Annotated in this window: 19 protein-coding genes and 1 riboswitch; of the genes, 1 reads left to right on the top strand and 18 read right to left on the bottom strand. The window is 45.2% G+C overall.

Annotation, left to right across the window (positions count from 1 at the left end; translation table 11 throughout):
- Window positions 1-73: 73 nt before the first annotated feature.
- From OB236_RS22355 to OB236_RS22320, 8 genes are all read right to left on the bottom strand, one after another.
- Window positions 74-274, bottom strand: coding sequence for a small, acid-soluble spore protein, alpha/beta type (locus OB236_RS22355; RefSeq protein WP_076237376.1), 201 nt, complete (start codon window positions 272-274; stop codon window positions 74-76).
- A gap of 112 nt (window positions 275-386) precedes the next feature.
- The gene (gene veg / locus OB236_RS22350; RefSeq protein WP_076237287.1) at window positions 387-659 is read right to left on the bottom strand and encodes a biofilm formation stimulator Veg; all 273 of its coding nucleotides are present in this window, start codon (window positions 657-659) and stop codon (window positions 387-389) included.
- Window positions 660-912: 253 nt separating this feature from the next.
- Window positions 913-1,770, bottom strand: a complete 858-nt coding sequence (gene yabG, locus OB236_RS22345) for a sporulation peptidase YabG (RefSeq protein ID WP_076237285.1) — start codon at window positions 1,768-1,770, stop codon at window positions 913-915.
- Window positions 1,771-1,848: 78 nt separating this feature from the next.
- Entirely contained in the window at window positions 1,849-2,751 is a 903-nt protein-coding gene (gene rsmA, locus OB236_RS22340; RefSeq protein ID WP_262685970.1) for a 16S rRNA (adenine(1518)-N(6)/adenine(1519)-N(6))-dimethyltransferase RsmA, read from the bottom strand.
- 3 nt (window positions 2,752-2,754) lie between these two features.
- On the bottom strand, window positions 2,755-3,300 hold the full coding sequence (rnmV, locus tag OB236_RS22335) for a ribonuclease M5 (RefSeq protein WP_317259370.1): 546 nt from the start codon (window positions 3,298-3,300) through the stop codon (window positions 2,755-2,757).
- 96 nt (window positions 3,301-3,396) lie between these two features.
- Window positions 3,397-4,536: a 3D domain-containing protein gene (locus OB236_RS22330; protein ID WP_076237279.1), complete on the bottom strand. Its 1,140-nt coding sequence runs from the start codon at window positions 4,534-4,536 to the stop codon at window positions 3,397-3,399.
- A gap of 342 nt (window positions 4,537-4,878) precedes the next feature.
- Window positions 4,879-5,086: riboswitch (cyclic di-AMP (ydaO/yuaA leader) on the bottom strand.
- A gap of 225 nt (window positions 5,087-5,311) precedes the next feature.
- Complete coding sequence (locus tag OB236_RS22325; RefSeq protein WP_076237277.1) at window positions 5,312-6,079, bottom strand: TatD family hydrolase; 768 nt, start codon at window positions 6,077-6,079, stop codon at window positions 5,312-5,314.
- A gap of 23 nt (window positions 6,080-6,102) precedes the next feature.
- Entirely contained in the window at window positions 6,103-7,392 is a 1,290-nt protein-coding gene (locus OB236_RS22320) for an HD domain-containing protein (RefSeq protein WP_262685968.1), read from the bottom strand.
- 322 nt (window positions 7,393-7,714) lie between these two features.
- Here OB236_RS22320 and OB236_RS22315 point away from each other — a divergent pair, with 322 nt between their 5' ends.
- Window positions 7,715-7,969 carry an AbrB/MazE/SpoVT family DNA-binding domain-containing protein gene (locus OB236_RS22315; protein WP_076237273.1) on the top strand — a complete coding sequence of 85 codons (255 nt, stop codon included), beginning with the start codon at window positions 7,715-7,717 and terminating at the stop codon, window positions 7,967-7,969.
- 166 nt (window positions 7,970-8,135) lie between these two features.
- Here the strand turns inward: OB236_RS22315 and rsmI are convergent, their stop codons facing one another.
- The 10 genes from rsmI to OB236_RS22265 all read right to left on the bottom strand — a co-directional run bounded on the left by rsmI (window position 8,136) and on the right by OB236_RS22265 (window position 15,678).
- Window positions 8,136-9,014, bottom strand: coding sequence for a 16S rRNA (cytidine(1402)-2'-O)-methyltransferase (gene rsmI, locus OB236_RS22310; protein ID WP_262685967.1), 879 nt, complete (start codon window positions 9,012-9,014; stop codon window positions 8,136-8,138).
- A 13-nt stretch (window positions 9,015-9,027) separates the two neighbouring features.
- Window positions 9,028-9,798, bottom strand: coding sequence for a tRNA1(Val) (adenine(37)-N6)-methyltransferase (locus tag OB236_RS22305; RefSeq protein WP_262685966.1), 771 nt, complete (start codon window positions 9,796-9,798; stop codon window positions 9,028-9,030).
- A gap of 98 nt (window positions 9,799-9,896) precedes the next feature.
- Window positions 9,897-10,250, bottom strand: a complete 354-nt coding sequence (gene yabA, locus OB236_RS22300; RefSeq protein ID WP_076237267.1) for a DNA replication initiation control protein YabA — start codon at window positions 10,248-10,250, stop codon at window positions 9,897-9,899.
- Window positions 10,251-10,286: 36 nt separating this feature from the next.
- Window positions 10,287-11,090, bottom strand: a complete 804-nt coding sequence (locus OB236_RS22295; protein WP_262685965.1) for a PSP1 domain-containing protein — start codon at window positions 11,088-11,090, stop codon at window positions 10,287-10,289.
- Window position 11,091: 1 nt separating this feature from the next.
- The gene (gene holB / locus OB236_RS22290) at window positions 11,092-12,069 is read right to left on the bottom strand and encodes a DNA polymerase III subunit delta' (RefSeq protein ID WP_076237263.1); all 978 of its coding nucleotides are present in this window, start codon (window positions 12,067-12,069) and stop codon (window positions 11,092-11,094) included.
- 61 nt (window positions 12,070-12,130) lie between these two features.
- Window positions 12,131-12,577 (bottom strand): YaaR family protein, encoded by a 447-nt coding sequence (locus OB236_RS22285; protein WP_076237261.1) that lies wholly within the window; start codon window positions 12,575-12,577, stop codon window positions 12,131-12,133.
- A 21-nt stretch (window positions 12,578-12,598) separates the two neighbouring features.
- Window positions 12,599-12,928 carry a cyclic-di-AMP receptor gene (locus tag OB236_RS22280; RefSeq protein ID WP_076237259.1) on the bottom strand — a complete coding sequence of 110 codons (330 nt, stop codon included), beginning with the start codon at window positions 12,926-12,928 and terminating at the stop codon, window positions 12,599-12,601.
- 125 nt (window positions 12,929-13,053) lie between these two features.
- Entirely contained in the window at window positions 13,054-13,686 is a 633-nt protein-coding gene (tmk, locus tag OB236_RS22275; RefSeq protein ID WP_076237257.1) for a dTMP kinase, read from the bottom strand.
- Between the two features lie 196 nt (window positions 13,687-13,882).
- Complete coding sequence (locus tag OB236_RS22270) at window positions 13,883-15,367, bottom strand: aminotransferase class I/II-fold pyridoxal phosphate-dependent enzyme (RefSeq protein WP_262685964.1); 1,485 nt, start codon at window positions 15,365-15,367, stop codon at window positions 13,883-13,885.
- Window positions 15,368-15,477: 110 nt separating this feature from the next.
- Window positions 15,478-15,678: a sigma factor G inhibitor Gin gene (locus OB236_RS22265; protein ID WP_076237253.1), complete on the bottom strand. Its 201-nt coding sequence runs from the start codon at window positions 15,676-15,678 to the stop codon at window positions 15,478-15,480.
- Between the last annotated feature and the right edge of the window lie 949 nt (window positions 15,679-16,627).

Below are 16,627 nucleotides of genomic sequence, written 5' to 3'. Positions count from 1 at the left end.
ATACCAAAAAACGAACAAAAAAAAGCTAAAGCCGCTTAATGCATGCTTCAGCCTGGATAGAATCGCTGTGAGATCACCTGAACGGAGGCTGTGATTGCTGCTTTAAAGCCTGCTCTGCAATCTGAATCGCCCTTTTCACCATATTTCCCGCGTCCTTAGTACGTATACCGCCCCAGCCTTCCCGCTGTACGGTTTCATAAAATCCTAAGTCCTTTGCAAGCTCGTACTTAAACCCTTCAGACATAACTCCACGGCTTCGGCCTCTGCGTGACATACGAACCCTTCCTTTCGGTAAGATGATTGTAGTATCCCCGCGTTGCCCCGCTCTCATACGATCCACTGTAACAAAAAACAGCACACCCGCCAGGGGCATGCTGTTTATGTAATTATTGATGTATAGCAATCCGTAGTTCTCCATCAGCCTGACACACCGTAACCTCAACAGATTCAGTGAGTATGTCTGCATAACTGTAAGAAACACGTTTAAAGGCATTTTGTTCCTGATCAAGCTTCACAATAAAAACAGATGGGTAGGTTTCTTCTAACACACCGGAACGTTCAATCGTTTTACGGCGACCACCATTTGCTCTTAACATGATTTTTTGTCCGACATGAGGTTCCAAACTGCGTTTGATATCCAACAGCGCATTTTTAGCCATTTGACCACTCCACCTCTTTCTTACTAAAGTATACCGCATTAAAGGGGTTATGTCAAATGAGGGTTAAATATTATAGCAGTGGTCCAAAGCTATTGTCAACGGCATTTTTGCTTAAATGAGTCAATTTTAGGTGAATAAAAGTTTAATACCGTTCACAGAAATGTCAAAATTGTATTGGAAGACACTATTCTGTATGGTTACTCCAAATAATTGCCCAAAGAAAAAACGCCCTAAGGCGTTCTGGTCAACCGTCCTATTGAAATTGAGGAACTCCTCTGCGAAAGCTGCCGCGCGACTCAATGCCGCCCATTCCCTCAAAGCCGCTATGGGTCAAGCCTATAACACCTGCCACATTAACAGTATCACGAATCGGGGTAAAGGCAACCTTAGCTGCCACACAGAGCGGATCTAGCGCATGAATAAGCACACGGGCCGGTGAGCTGGCATAATTTGCACCTGCCTGCAGCAGCGCTTCAAAATGGGATTGACAGGCCCCGGCAATAATGGTCAACTCATCCTTGTTTTTCTCATATTGTCTGGCCACCTTGACCGCCTGAACGAAATGATAAGAGTTTTTGTAGCTACCCAGCTGGTTCATATCACTTCTGCGATTTTTGAGAATGCCATCATGACCTGTAATGACGAGAATATCCGGCTTCGTTTGCGGCAGTAAGCGGTACAAGGCCTCAGCCATCTTGATCTCGGACACATAAAAGCCTTCTGCTGGCACCCTGAGCTCACCATACAGGTTCATGCATTTTCGTAAGTAAGCGGGATCTCCGTCCAAGTGCAGCACTTTGCCCGGTATTTCAAAATATCTCATAGCTATGCTCTCATTAGGCGCTGCCTTCGCCCCATGCGAATCCATTGAAGGCAATAACATTTGTTGAACCTCATTACTGCGAATCATGTCCATCCAAGGGGGATGCACTCTACTTGCGGGCGGATATGAATCCAGCTGTGGGGCACTTAGCAGGTCACTCAGAGGCGCATCAGCAAGCAAACGATAATCCACTCCTCTTAGGAGAGCCTGCCGCTGTATAACGTCCTGAATTTTAAACACAATATCATTATCATAAGATCTACGAGTAACCAGATCTCCCTGTTTCATGGGCAATCGCCTCCTCGTGTATCTTATGGCGCTCCTTAGCCATTGGTGAATACCGAGCAGGGTCACAATACAGGCGATTTACGCTCTGCCCAGTGCCTTGGACAAACAACTGCTTAAACGGGCATACTCCTCCATAGACAGCGTTTCACCGCGTCTCACAGGGTCAATGCCAGCCTCCAGCAATATAGCCTCCAGCTGCCCCTTGGTTTCTTTTGTGAAATAGCGGACTGCCAGATTGTTATAGATGGTTTTCCTGCGTTGAACGAACGATGCCTGGACCACCTCAAAAAAGAAAACCTCATCCTCGACCTCGACAGCCGGCTTCTGACGCACTTTCAGTCTGATAACAGCTGAATCTACGTTCGGTTGAGGGATAAACACGGTTTTGGGTACAATCGTGACGACCTCAGGCTCGCAGTAGTACTGAACAGCTATACTCAGGCTTCCATATTCCTTGCCACCCGGTTTGGCTGACATCCGACTGGCTACCTCCTTTTGAATCATGACGACGATATACTCGAGAGGCAGCTTCTCTTCCAGCAGCTTCATGATAATCGGCGTTGTGATGTAATAAGGAAGATTGGCCACAACACTTACTTGTGCAAAGTCCTTAAACTGTTCTTGAAATAAGGCCTGCAGGTCGACCTTCAATATATCGCCATGAATAACGCTCGCATGAGCGTACCCCGCCAAGGTTTCCGTGAGCAATGGGAGCAGTCTTTGATCAATCTCGATAGCGACAACCTTACCCGCTTTCTTGGCAAGCTGTTGAGTCAAAGCTCCGACACCAGGACCGATCTCCAATACACCTTTATTTACATCCAGATCTGCCGAACTTACGATCTTATGTAGAATGTTAGGGTCCACCAAAAAATTCTGACCCAAGCTCTTTTTTAATACAAGGCTATGTTTTTTCAGTAAATCATTTGTTCTTTTTGGTGAGGCAATATCCTCTTGCTCTGTCCGTTGGTTCGTATCCATCCTTCAGCCCTCTTCTTGTTCAAGTTGCTGCCAGGCAGCTGCAAATTCTTCACGTGTGATTCGAAACATCCGACAGCGGTTGTAGAACTGTTTGCCATTGCAGTAGCCTATGCCAAGCCGCTTGCCCATCTCCATGCGTCTCGCCGCTGCTTGGGGATGAACGATGAGTCCCGCTGCTATCAGGTCCTCCAGTGTAATATCCGACTCCGCCGCTTCATAATCGGTACGCACGTTCTCTAGCGCTTTCCGTATCGTATCGACCGACGCATTCTCGACTCCTATGTCCCCTTTGCTGGTCGCATCCTCTCGCGTAATAAAGGCGTGCTTGCATCCCGGAACCTGAGCTGTAATGATCTTGCGAATTCGTTCCCCCGCGTGGTCAGGATCGGTAAACACAATGACTCCCCGCCGCTGCTGTGCCAGCTTGATCCGCCGGATAGTATCCTTGTTAATCGCAGAACCTCCGGTCTCGATCGTTTCGGCATCAACAGCGCGTTTGATTGCCGTTGTATCGTCTTTCCCCTCTACCACAATCATTTCTTTAATCACACCTGCACCTTACCTTTCAAAGCAGAAAAAAGAAGAGGGATTCCTCTTCTCTTCCTGTAATGCTATATATGATGAGTCTGCCCCAATTGCCGACTGTTAGTCTGACGTTGGCTTGTTTGGTCCGATTACATAGATAGTATTTCCTCGCTTCATGCCAAAGCGGTTCGCATAATCGTTGCTATCAAAATAAACATCGATTTTGTTCCCCTTGACTGCACTACCAATATCCTCTGCTCTGCGGAATCCAAGCCCGTCTATATATATCCACCAGCCAAGTGGAATCACTGTGGGATCCACCGCAATCGTTCGACCTTCCATTACTCTCGTACCTGTCGCAGTGAGCCCATATTGCGGGTGCTCGCTGCTCTTGCCAGTCGATGATACACCAGCTGAATAAGCAGTCAGGGTCACATTATTTATAACCTGTTTTACGTTAAATTTCAAACCACTCTTGGATAATTCCTGAATGCTCGGTGAAGAAGCAGATAAAACCGTAACCGGATTTTTTGTACCTATTGCCACAATTTTGTTAACACGCTCGGATTGAACCTTTTCATCCACTACTGCTTCTGATACCAGCTTTCCATCCTCAAACAACTTCTCTTTTGTTTTTACAATTACGCCCTCTTGACCCTCTTGTACAATCTGTTCCTTGCCTTTAGGGAGCTGCGCATCGCTTTGCTTCTCAACATCAAAGGCTATCTTTTCCGAGAACTCTTCTTTTTCTTTCTTAACGCGAACAATTTGAACTACACCGGTTTCAGATAATTCAGTGTCAAGCGCAGGACTCACCTTATCAAGCTCTCCGATCGAGACTTGAAATTCCTGCAAAGCGCTTCCTACAGTTTTGGCCACTGTGTAGAAGGTTTTTACTTCTCCGTCAGCTGTAAGCTGTAACGGTTTCGCATGGTCAATGGCAATCCGGTCGCCCGTATTCACCTTTGCATCCAGCGATGCGGAGAGACGATCATGCTCTCCAATAGAAATCCCCTGTTCATCCAGTAAACGTTGCAGAATCCATTGCTTCGTATACACAACTGATTCTTGTCCATTGACAACCACAGATACCCGCTTGGTAGCCGTGCCGTATAACATCATTAAAAACATGAAAGCGATAGCGATTGAAATCAGTGAAACGATCGAAATCAAACGCAAGTTTTCATGCTTCCATCGCAATGCGAAGGACATGCTGGATGATCGTCTTACATGGGGTTGCTCATACTCAATAGCTCCCACTTATTCGGTCCTCCTTAAAGCCCCGCCGTCGAGTGTATCACATGATTCATCTGACGCGACTATGGTTTAGGTTTTGCAATCTTTCGTTAAACGAGGATAAACGGCTTCGGCTTCTCCATTCAAGATCGAGGCGCGTTTGTCTAGAAACTAAAGGGCTGCAATCTACGTTCCATATCGTTCTTTCTGAGTGCGTTCAACACCTCCCCAGTGTAAGATGTCGGCCTGTTCCGGAACCCCTGCTATAATGACGGGAGAACACAAAAAAAGTCAGCGGAGAAGAGGACTCTTCCCGTGACTCTTATATTATTTCACCGGCATGATGAAATAAAGTACACGACAATCGTTACCTCTCTCTTAACGCTTACGAGGTTAGCTGACGGATTCGGACTTGAGAGTCGCCCTACTTTGGATTGAATCGTATACACGTAAACACGTGATTCTATCCGAAAGATTCACCCCAGAAATCGTGACTTTTGCCCCATTGATTGCAATGAGCAAATCACTTTTTGGTTCCCCCGTTTCCCATTAGGAAACTCAGCGAAAATGGAAAATTGGTAATCGTATTAAGTTAATATTGAGTTTACGCTCTCCGGTGTGAACTTGTAAAGTATACAAACAGGGCAAAAAACGGTGAATTTCAATTGAATTAGGTCATAATTCAGGTTTTTACCGATAAAAACCCTATTTATCTCTCATTTTCATTATGCCTGTGTATATTTACTTGCAATATCCCCTAGAGCGAGAAAAACAAAGCTTCTCTACACCCAAAAATGATTCATTTTAGATCGAATAATGTAATGGCATTTTGGGTAGTAATTTGAGCAATTTGCTCAAGTGTAAGGCCTTTAATTTGAGCAGCAGTTTCTGCGACTAATTTCACATAAGCAGTCTCATTCCGCTTGCCACGGTAAGGGTGAGGCGTTAAATAAGGGGCATCCGTTTCGATCAACAATCGATCCAGAGGTACCTTGTCCAGCACTTCTTTTGGCTGCTTGGCATTCTTAAAGGTCACAGGTCCTCCAAAGGAAATATAAAAATTCATATCCAGACATTGCTTCGCCGTTTCCCAGCTGCCAGAGAAGCAATGCATCACGCCGCCGACCTCGGCTGCCTTCTCCTCACGCAGTACCTGAATAATATCATGGTGAGCATCACGGTTATGAATGGCTATGGGCATACCCAGCTTGCGGGCGAGCCGAATTTGTTGACGGAACACCTTGTCTTGAACATCCTTGGGAGATGTATCCCAATAATAGTCAAGTCCGATTTCTCCAATAGCGACAACTTTGGGATGGCTGCAGAGCTGCTCGATCCATTCCAGATCTTCAGGCGTCATATCTTTGGCATCTTGCGGATGCCAGCCCACAGTCGAATAAATACAATCATATTGCTCAGCCAAAGCGATCGAGCTTGGAATCGTTTCTCTATTAAATCCGACATTGATCATTCGACTGATTCCGTTCTCTAACGCGCGCTGTATGACCTCGTGTCGATCTTCATCGAACTGGGGCGCATTTAAATGTACATGTGTGTCGGTTAGCATAATGGTTATGTCTCCTTCTATAGTTAGTCTTCCGCATCCAGCAGGTTTCTGAGCTCGGTCGGGATGGTGCTACGATCAACCTGCAGCAGCTCCTCAGGGAAATATAAATGGTATTGCCCTTTATGAATGCCGCTGATTGAGCGGATAATTTCTGACTTCTGCGAAATTTCAGTTAATTGATCATGCTGATCAAGCAGCAATATCGGCAAGTTTTCATCGTGCTCACCCGGACGGTACACATCATACGAAAGATCCGAGGGAAAATCAATTTCCATGTAAAATGTCGGATCAATGCCTGCATCCTGCATCACAACACGTAATTTTTCCAATTGCTTGATATCCAATTGCTCAAGCTTCACATACTTAAACAATCGGCGATTTAGAAACCGTGAGCATAAATCCGACAAAATCGGATCCTGCTCGGTTGACCATTGTGCCAACACAGTCTGCATGAACGCCTCGTCCAGCATATGGTATTCCTGCACAGTTAACGTTTTGCGGAATAAGCTTAATAGGGGCGGAAGCATAAAGGAGAACTCGTAATTTTCCTCATACAGATGCTTGGCACGTCCGAACACCTTTTGCAAAATAATTTCAGCGCTTCGCGTAACCGGGTGAAAGTAGACTTGCCAATACATTTGGTAGCGCGACATCAAATAATCTTCGACGGCATGCATCCCGCTCTCCTTGACAACAATATGGCCTTGAAAGGGGCGAATAATTCTTAATATACGTTCCAGATCGAAGGTGCCATAATTGACCCCTGTAAAATAAGCATCACGAAGCAAATAATCCATACGATCAGCATCGAGCTGGCTGGAAACGAGGCTGACGACAATTTCCTTGTGGTAGGTTTTGCAAATAACACCAGCAACTTGCTCTGGAAAGGTGGGTGATACCTGTTTAAGGACACGATTGATCTCGGTTTCGCCAAGCACGATCCTGCAGGACCAATCCTCATGGTGGGTGCCAAATGTCTTTTCGATGGAATGGGAAAAGGGACCATGCCCGACATCGTGAAGCAGAGCAGCGCATAAGGAGAGCAGTCTTTCTTCCCTAGGCCAATCCTCATACTGGTTGCGTTCAAATTGCGAGATGATTTTTCGAGTCACCTCATATACGCCAAGCGAATGTGAGAACCGGCTGTGCTCCGCCCCATGAAAAGTTACAAAGCAGGTACCAAGCTGCCTGATCCGGCGCAGCCTTTGAAATTCCTTGGTATTAATCAAATCCCAAATCGTCTGATCCTGAACATAAATATATTTGTGAACAGGGTCCTTAAATACTTTTTCTTCTTGAAGAGAACGAGTCATGATCCTTCACCTGCACTTTCTTCGATTTTTCGACATAAACAAACAAAAACCCGTATATTTGTCGAATAATATCATATTCATATTTCCAATTTTATCATATATTTAACTGACTAAATCCCCCTCGTAAAGCCTTTATTAAATCAATTCAAGAAAAATTTAGCTATTTTGAATGAATTTTTAATCAAATTTGAACAAATTCGACATCATGATTGTCAAAAATCGACAAGTTGAGGTTGACTATTATGGGAATGGTTGGTATCATAGAAAATAAGAATTATGTCGAATAATGACGATTATTTTTTTCTGAGAGGGGACTTATAACATGTTAAAATCAACTGGTATTGTTAGAAAGGTCGATGAATTGGGTCGGGTTGTTATTCCTATCGAGCTTCGCAGAACTTTGGGTATCGGCGAAAAAGATGCTTTGGAAATTTATGTAGATGGCGAGCGCATCATGCTCAAAAAATATGAACCTGCTTGTATCTTTTGCGGTAACGCTGAAAATGTTTCTTATTATAAAGGTAAAATTATTTGTCACGAATGTTTGTCTGATATGCCAATACCTGTGACAAAATAAGAAAAATAGTTTATAATAAGGATAGCAATTCTTACTTAGGTAATTCTAACCTTTTTCATATCTCCTCTTGTCCCTGAATCATAGACAACTATGACTCAGGGATTTTTTTTGGGAAAGGAGACCATTCCGTAGAAGGCCGACTATCAGTGGTTTTAAGCCATTCGATTCATTCTTCTTTATGTAGGAAGTTATACAACTCTCGCTTGGGCATCTGACGGTCGGAGGCGGCACGTTTCATGGCTTCCTTACGGTCGGAGCCTTGCAATTCATAATGCTCGACATGTGCCTTGATGGTGTACGATTCCCACCATTCGACAGTCAACGCCATCTCTGAGGCCGTGCTGCCTTCAACAATGATACAATATTCACCTTTGGGCTCATATTCGCTCAGGAAATCACAGCATTCACGTATCGTCCCTCTTGCAGCCTCCTCATACTTCTTGGTCACTTCACGCATCAAGCAGACCTGACGTTCGGGATTCCAGACCGTTAGCATAGCCTCAAGCGTCTTAACAATCCGGTGCGGGGATTCATAAAAGATAAGGGTTTCCTTTTTAGGCTGCAGCAGCTCAAGTTCTTGAAGCAAGGATTTTTTGTCACGGGGCAGGAATCCCAGGAACGTGAATCGCTCTGTCGACAATCCAGAAACAATCAAAGCCGATAAAGCCGCATTGGCACCCGGTATCGGAATTACATCAATACCCGCTTCAATCGCTTGCTTCACCAATTCCGATCCTGGATCACAGATCGCCGGCAATCCGGCATCACTGACCAGAGCGATAGAATCCCCCGTTTCCAGCAAGCGAATCAATTCTGGCCCACTGGCGTGCTTATTATGCTCATGATAGCTGACGAGCCTTGCAGGGATGTTGAAATGCGTCATCAGCTTTCTCGTTTGTCGTGTATCCTCAGCAGCGACCCACTGTACCTCTCCCAATATTCGAATGGCTCGGAAGGTCATATCCTCCAAATTACCGATCGGGGTTCCTACCAGGTACAGCTTGCCTAATCCATTCTCTTGTCCATAGCTTTTTTGAATATTCATTATGATTTCCTCTTCAGTTCTCAGGTTGTTGGATTAGTTCATCACGTTTGCCATAATAAAGCTCCATGAGCTCATCGCAATATTCCGTCTTATTTTTATACACCAGCAGCGGCGGCAGCGTCCTTAGCTCCGGTTTGCCGTCCTTATGCGCTTCAATCAACACCATGTTGGCTTCTTCCCCCGCACGTGGATGAACGAAGCGAATTCGCTTAGGCTCCAACTTATAGGCCCGCATCATACCAAAAATCTCTACCAACCGGCTTGGTCGATGAACCATCGCGACACGCCCTCCGGCACGCACTAATTTACTGCTGACCCTGACAACATCCTCCAACGTACAAAACACCTCATGCCGGGCAGCAGCAAAATGCTCATTTCTGTTTTGCTCTCCGTCCTGAATCGGCAAGTATGGCGGATTGACTGTAACCACGTCAAATGCCCCATGGCCCAGTTCGGTGCAGGCATCCTTCAAATCACCATGAATAATACGAATTTGCTGCTCCAGTTCGTTCAGTTCCACATTACGTTTGGCCATATCTGCGAGTCTTTCTTGTATTTCGATGGCTACGATCGAGGCTTTGGTTCGCGTACTTAGCAGTAAGGGGATCACACCATTACCTGTACATAAATCGATCATTCGTCCCTTTGGTGGCGTATAGCAAAAGCGACCCAGTAATACAGCATCCAGAGAAAAGCTGAACACCTCATCACTCTGGATAATTTTCAAATCATTTGTAAGCAGATCATCAACCCGCTCACTGGCATGTAAAGATACTTTTCCCATATCGTTCCTCTTTCTAAAAAAACCGTAGAGAAGCTTGCTCCCCTACGGCGGTTTTATTTGCAGTTTATCACTTCATCGCATGCGCGTTTCGATGCTGATTATTTATTAAGAAAAGATAAGCAGAACAAGCAATCTCCTTCTGTCCGCAAATGCCCATAATACACATTACATATATGGAATCCTTCTTGGTACAGTCGAGACAGGTTGTCATAACCTTCCCCTGTAAGCTCTTTGGCCTGTGCCGGTGTAATAGGCGCTTGTGGCACAATGACCTCAGACGGTAAGGTGTCCATCTTCATCAGCTTGCGCAGCTGCTGATTTTCTATACTCAGACGTTTATTTTCTTCAAGAAGCTCGACTATTTGCCGCTTCATCTGACCAAGCTCGCCGTATATCGTTCCCATTTGTTCTTCTATCTGCTCTATTTGCACAAATACGTTTCTTTTATCCACGCGTTCACCTCAAGGAAGCTTGAACTTGAACTACCATTAATGCTGCTCAACCGCATCGTCAAAAGAAAGCTCCATTACTTTACCCAAATCATAGACTTGAATTTTTGCAGTACGTTCGTTCATGTTCAGCGAAACTACGCGTCCGCTGCCCAATGATGTAATTACATTACTACCCACACGCGGCACATCTTCCTTGGCACTCTCATAATTATCGTGCTCATATTTCAAGCAGCACATTAACCGGCCGCAAAGCCCGGATATTTTCGTTGGATTCAATGATAAGTTTTGATCTTTCGCCATTTTAATCGAGACCGGCTCAAAATCACCCAGAAAGGAAGAACAGCATAGGATTCGTCCGCATGGACCAATTCCCCCCAGCATTTTGGCCTCATCACGAACACCAATCTGCCTGAGTTCAATTCGTGTACGGAACACACCAGCCAAATCCTTTACCAGCTCCCGGAAATCCACTCTACCTTCAGCTGTAAAGTAAAAGATGATCTTGTTACGATCAAATGTATATTCAACATCAACCAGTTTCATTTTCAACTGATGATCCTTGATTTTTTCCTGACAGAGCACGAATGCATTTTTGGCTGCCGATTTATTGTCTTCCACCAGCTGCGCATCCGTATAATCCGCTATCCGTATTACTTTTTTTAGCGGTAAAACCACATCCGATTCTTTAACCGTGCGCTTACCAATGACGACTTTTCCATATTCAATGCCACGAGCCGTTTCAACAATCACAGCACTATCTTTATCGACCGGAAGATCGATGGGATCAAAATAATAAATTTTCCCAGCTTTTTTAAAGCGTACACCTACAACCGAGTACATGTTACACCCCCTTCAAGTGCATTAGCATTTTTTCAAGCACCAGCTGCGGGTTTGCATGGAAACGAAGCCTTTTTTGCAGCTCGATCGCCTGCTCCATGCAGCGGACCCAGTGCTTCATATCGTAACTCAAGGCTTGTCCGCCCATCCATTCGGTTTGATCTGTAAAAACCAGCTCATTGTGATCACCCAGACTTAATCGAACCATATCCTTCAGCCACAAAATGAGCATATCCATAAATAATGGAAGCTGATCGGTTAACTCCGATTTGGCCAGCTTCTGTTGTGCGGTCAGCATCGATGTCGGTAGTCGGGTCAAGCTCTCCCTCGCTAATTGTATCACTAGGTTTCTAATTTCTGCAAACCCATTTCCTTGAATCAGCTCTCGTGCCGCCTCAGTTCCTGCCGCCAAACGAACGGCCGGTTGGATCAAAAAGGACGGATGTCCCTCCGCTTGCAGCGTTTCTATCATCAACACCCGGCTGAGTGGAGCAAACGGCACCCACTGTGCTCTTGAACGAATGGTAGGCAGCAACGCTTGCCCGTTATCCGTAATCAAGATCGCGACTACCCGAGAAGTCGGTTCTTCCAAAAATTTCAGCAAGCTGTTCGCCGCCTGCACGGTCATCGTATCGGCATTCTCCAGCACGTACATCTTTAAGCCGGAAACCCCTGCACGATACGCAAACTGCTTTTGCAGCTCACGAATCTGCTCGATCTTGATCGATGCTCCGTCAGGTTTGACCCAATGGAGGTCTGGGTGATTACCATGCTCCACCTTGCGGCAGTCCAGACATTCTCCACAGGCATCATCGGGAAGCACCTTGCAATACAGGGCCTGAGCAAAAGCAAGTGCCATCTGCCTCCGCCCTGTTCCGTGCTGACCTGTAAAAATATAGGCATGGGACACTTTATCCGTCCGCAAACTATTTTGCAATATGCGCTTGACGCGTTCCTGCCCAGCTATGGACTCAATAGACATCTCGGTCTGTAAAATCCTTTCCTACTCTATAATATTTAAATGTGGGGCCATTTCTTGTCATTTAGAAGACAAGGTTAATCAGCATCCCCCGGATTTCGCCAATTTTGTGTAAGATGTCGATCCGCCCCTGCTCGCTCTCCAGCATATCATCAGCAAGCGTCAACAGCTCTTGATCAACCTCTTCCAGCAGTTTATAGCGTTTGGAGCGGCCCCGTCGGTCCCAACCCCGTGTATCACGCAGTTGGACACCCCGACGCACCGTTTCCTCCAAAAACCTCATAACAAGCAATTTATACTGGCGCAGCTCACGTACCGTCATGGATTTGCTTAGACGATCACCCTGCATGTGTATCTCCTGCAAAATACGTTGAAGCTGTTCCTGATTCGCTCCTTCATTTTGCTGCTGCATCATATCTGAGAAAGACTTCTGCTGCAGCTGCTGGGAAGCTGTATTTTCCATGCGTTGAATTTCTTTACCGAAAGGTCGCCAGCCCGGATTAATTTTCACTCCGCGTCCACCCTTCCTTCTTTAATAGTGCTCGAATCTTTCAACCGGAAGCACGAATACAGCAGCTCCGCCTACCTGTACTTCTACAGGGAAAGGTATATAGGAATCGGTCGTTCCACCCATAGGGGACACAGGAGTAACCATCTGCTCACGAATCTTGCAATTGGCTTTAATCACCTGCATCACATCGCTAATGCGCTCGTCTTCAATACCGATCATAAAGGTTGTATTCCCTGCTCGCAAAAATCCACCCGTACTGGCCAATTTGGTTGCACGAAACCCTTCCTTGATTAACGCATTAGAAAGACGATTGCTGTCTTTATCCTGGACAACGGCAATAACTAGTTTCATTAGCATCAACCTCCTCGTGAAATATGTTCTCCCACTCTATAATAATTTGACATCCATGTGTACAATTCCTGCAATGACAAGTACTGCTGTACGCTAAAAACGATCGAAAACGAGCGATAAACGAACTATTTTTGGAGAAAATGGGTAATTGCCGCTTTCACTTGCCTAAAGACGGCCTCGATTTCCACATTAGCATCTATCGTCACGATTCTTTCCGGAAAACGTTCCGTCAGGATCAAGTAACCCTCACGCACTTTTTGATGGAAAGCCAGCTCCTCCAAATCAAGTCTGTTGATTTCCCTTTCCTCATTGGCATGAATCCGCTTAAGTCCAACTTCCGGATATACGTCTAGATAAATCGTGAGATCGGGAAGAATCTGATCAATCGCAAATCGATTAATACCCAGTACCTCATCAATACCCAAACCTCTGGCATGACCCTGATAAGCTAAGCTGCTGTCAATAAACCGATCACAGATGACAACTTTACCTGCCTGCAGTGCCGGTACAATTTTTTCGACCAAATGCTGCCTTCTGGCTGCCGCGTATAATAATGCCTCGGTGCGTCCGTCCATCCTTGTATTCTGTGTATCTAGAAGGACCTCCCTGATTTGTTCGGCAATTTGAATGCCTCCCGGCTCACGAGACGTCATGACTTCATAACCTAAAGCAGATAGATGGTTAGTGAGCAAATGGATGATCGAAGTCTTCCCTGCGCCCTCGCAACCCTCAGTTGTAATGAAAAATCCTTTATACATCGTGTTTACTCCAATACTTAGTAATCACAGCTTGTTGCGATCCTCCTTTTCACCGCCTCCGAAGCGAGTTTTCTACGAAAACTTGTACTTCACAGTGCTGAAAAGCGACTTACGAACACATGTTTAAAGCTGTTTCTTCTATTATATATCGTTTGCCTTATGATTACCTCACAATTTTAATAAAATATCGCACCACTTAAGATTTGGCACTACTTAACACCGAAAGCATGGGCTGCTCGCCCTCAATTAACCCATGAATTCTTGCTCCCATAGCGACCAGTTGCATTAAATAACGCAATACTTCAGCAGAAATCAGCTCTCCTGGGCATAGTACCGGGATACCGGGAGGATAAGGGACTACCATTTCGGCTGAATGCATCCCTTCCACATCCTCCAGCGCAACCTGAATCGCACCTTTCTGGCGAACGTTGGATTCGTCAAAAGAAACAGGCTTGGATAAACCAGGCATCACTGTAGAGGAAAAGCTGCGTAATGTTTCTATGCTGTTGTCTCCCACTGTTTTTTCGTTATTTGCCAAGCTTATCGCCTTCAGCGCCTTCAGCACTTTGAGCACATCCTGCTCTGTCGATGCCAGACTAAATACGAGTAGCACAGCTTGTGGATCAGCCAGCTCTACAAAGCAGCCCTGTGCCTCCAATTTATCCTTCAGATCAAAGCCGCTTAGTCGATGGTTTGAATCTTTGATCGTCACCTTAAAGGGGTCCTTGCAAATGATCTCATTATCCGTAATAGGCTCAAGTATCGTAAAGTCACTAAGTAATTCCAAACCCTTGTTAAATTTATCAACAACGGTAAGTGCTTTGTCTAACAATGCTCTGCCTTCTGTATGCATCTGTCGACGGCTGAGATCCAGGCTAGCCATTAACGGATAGGACGGACTGGAGCTTTGCAGCATAGTCAAATAGCGTTTTAATTCATTTCGATCTATGAGCTCGCCTTGTACATGAAGCATCGATCCCATGGTCATGGCTGTTAACAGCTTGTGCGTTGACTGGACTACCGCGTCAGCCCCGCAGGCGAGCGCAGATGGAGGCAGAGCGGGATGAAAGCCGAAGTGCGCCCCATGTGCTTCATCGACAAGCAGCAGTCTTCCGTGCTCGTGAAGCAGATGGGCGATAGCTTGCAGCGGCAGCGCCATACCGTAATAGCTGGGACGTGTCACCAGCAGTCCTTTTGCTTCGGGATACTTCTCAAGAGCCTCCTGTATGGCTTCCAGACGCAGCCCACGCGTCATTCCTGTAACCAGGTCTACTTCAGGGCTTACAAACACTGCGCGTGCACCAGCGAGCATGAGGCCGTGAATGACCGACTTATGGGCATCCCTTTGAATTAGTAGTAGGTCCCCCCTGCGACATACACTTAATATCATAGCCAGATTGCCCACTGTACTTCCGTTTACGAGGAAAAAGCTTTCCTCCGCACCAAAACAATCTGCTGCCAATCGCTGTGCTTCCAAAATCGCTTCCTCGGGATGATGCAAATCATCCAGACCTGATATTTCCGTTAAATCCAGACGCATTATAGATTCATAGTAAGGTCTAGCAGCCTGATCCAAGCCCTGCCCTGATTTATGCCCTGGTACGTGTAAGCTTACATAGGACTGTTCGGCATGTCCCATTAATTTCTCGAATAACGGGGCTTTGTGCTTATCTATTGTCATAAGTTGTTTCTCCAGTCGGCATGTGAAAGTATAGTTCTATTGTAACAAACAAAAAGACTCTCTCCAACGTTTTAACGTCGAAAGAGAGCTTTGTATACATGGACAAGAGCTTATGCATTTTTTTTGTAAAAAATTCGCTTCATTTGGCGGATAAAAAAAGGGTATTTGGCATCCATGACGTCCGTTTGTACCATCTCATGTTCGCAATCTTCGCAAATAAATTCGGATATAATCATGATACCGTGTTCCTTTGTCTGTCCACAGATGATGCAGCCTTGGGCTTCCTCTAGTTCCTTGATAACCTTTCCCATTAGACTCACCTCTATTCTTCTTTTCTATCAGTATGTCCGTATTCTCTTAACTTAAACTCGGGATACTATATGATTATGAATATAGCTTATACAAGGTTCCAAAGCTTAACATTTGATTCATTGCAGCCGATATATATAAATGCAATATGCATACATATCTTCACTACTATTGTAGCTATGCCCTACTCAAAGACGAAATCGAATTCTATGAAATGGACGCGTGAAGCTATCGTGAATAAACAAGAGCTTTCTAAAGAATCCACCGTATACCACTATCGACTTCTCAAAAGAATTCATTACAGCACTATTCTCAATCTCATCTATTGGGGCATCCTTGTAAGCATGCTCGCCCGGGAGTTAATCCATCTGCGTCCCTATGCAATGTTATTGGGAATAGCATTCCTTCCACTACTCCACGCCCTACTCATCTACTTGCATATCACTTTAAAGGAAAAACGACCACTTACGCATTGGCAATTCCGATTTCGTTTGCCGTGGCTCGGTTTAGCGCCAACCAATCATATAGGTTTAAAGAGATTCAGAGGACTTCAAATGCAAGTATTTTGGGTTACAATCATGATTATTGGATGTTTTTATCCATGGGCACCATTAGATATGATAAGCCTGCTTTTCGTTCATCTATGGATTTTTTTGCCGCGATTGATCATATTGTTCCGTCTGAGAAAGCATTCCTCCAGAGGATTTATAAAACTCAATGACAAAGATACTTCATGTTACTCGCAATAAAAAATTGCAATTTGGATATTGGTTTGCACTTAGGTTACGTTTAGATTCATCAAACAACGTTACATACCTATCCTTACGGCCTTGCCCTTCTATGCAGACTGCTCTGTATGTATACAAACGGCAAGGTCGTTATGCCAATAAAAAATAGCCTTTTCGGATAAGTATCCAAAAAGGCTATTTTACTGTGCTTGGCAACGTCCTA

It is taken from the genome of Paenibacillus baimaensis (genome assembly GCF_025567575.1).
Note: the sequence above shows the minus strand (reverse complement) of the source record. Positions and strands in the feature narration are given on the sequence as shown.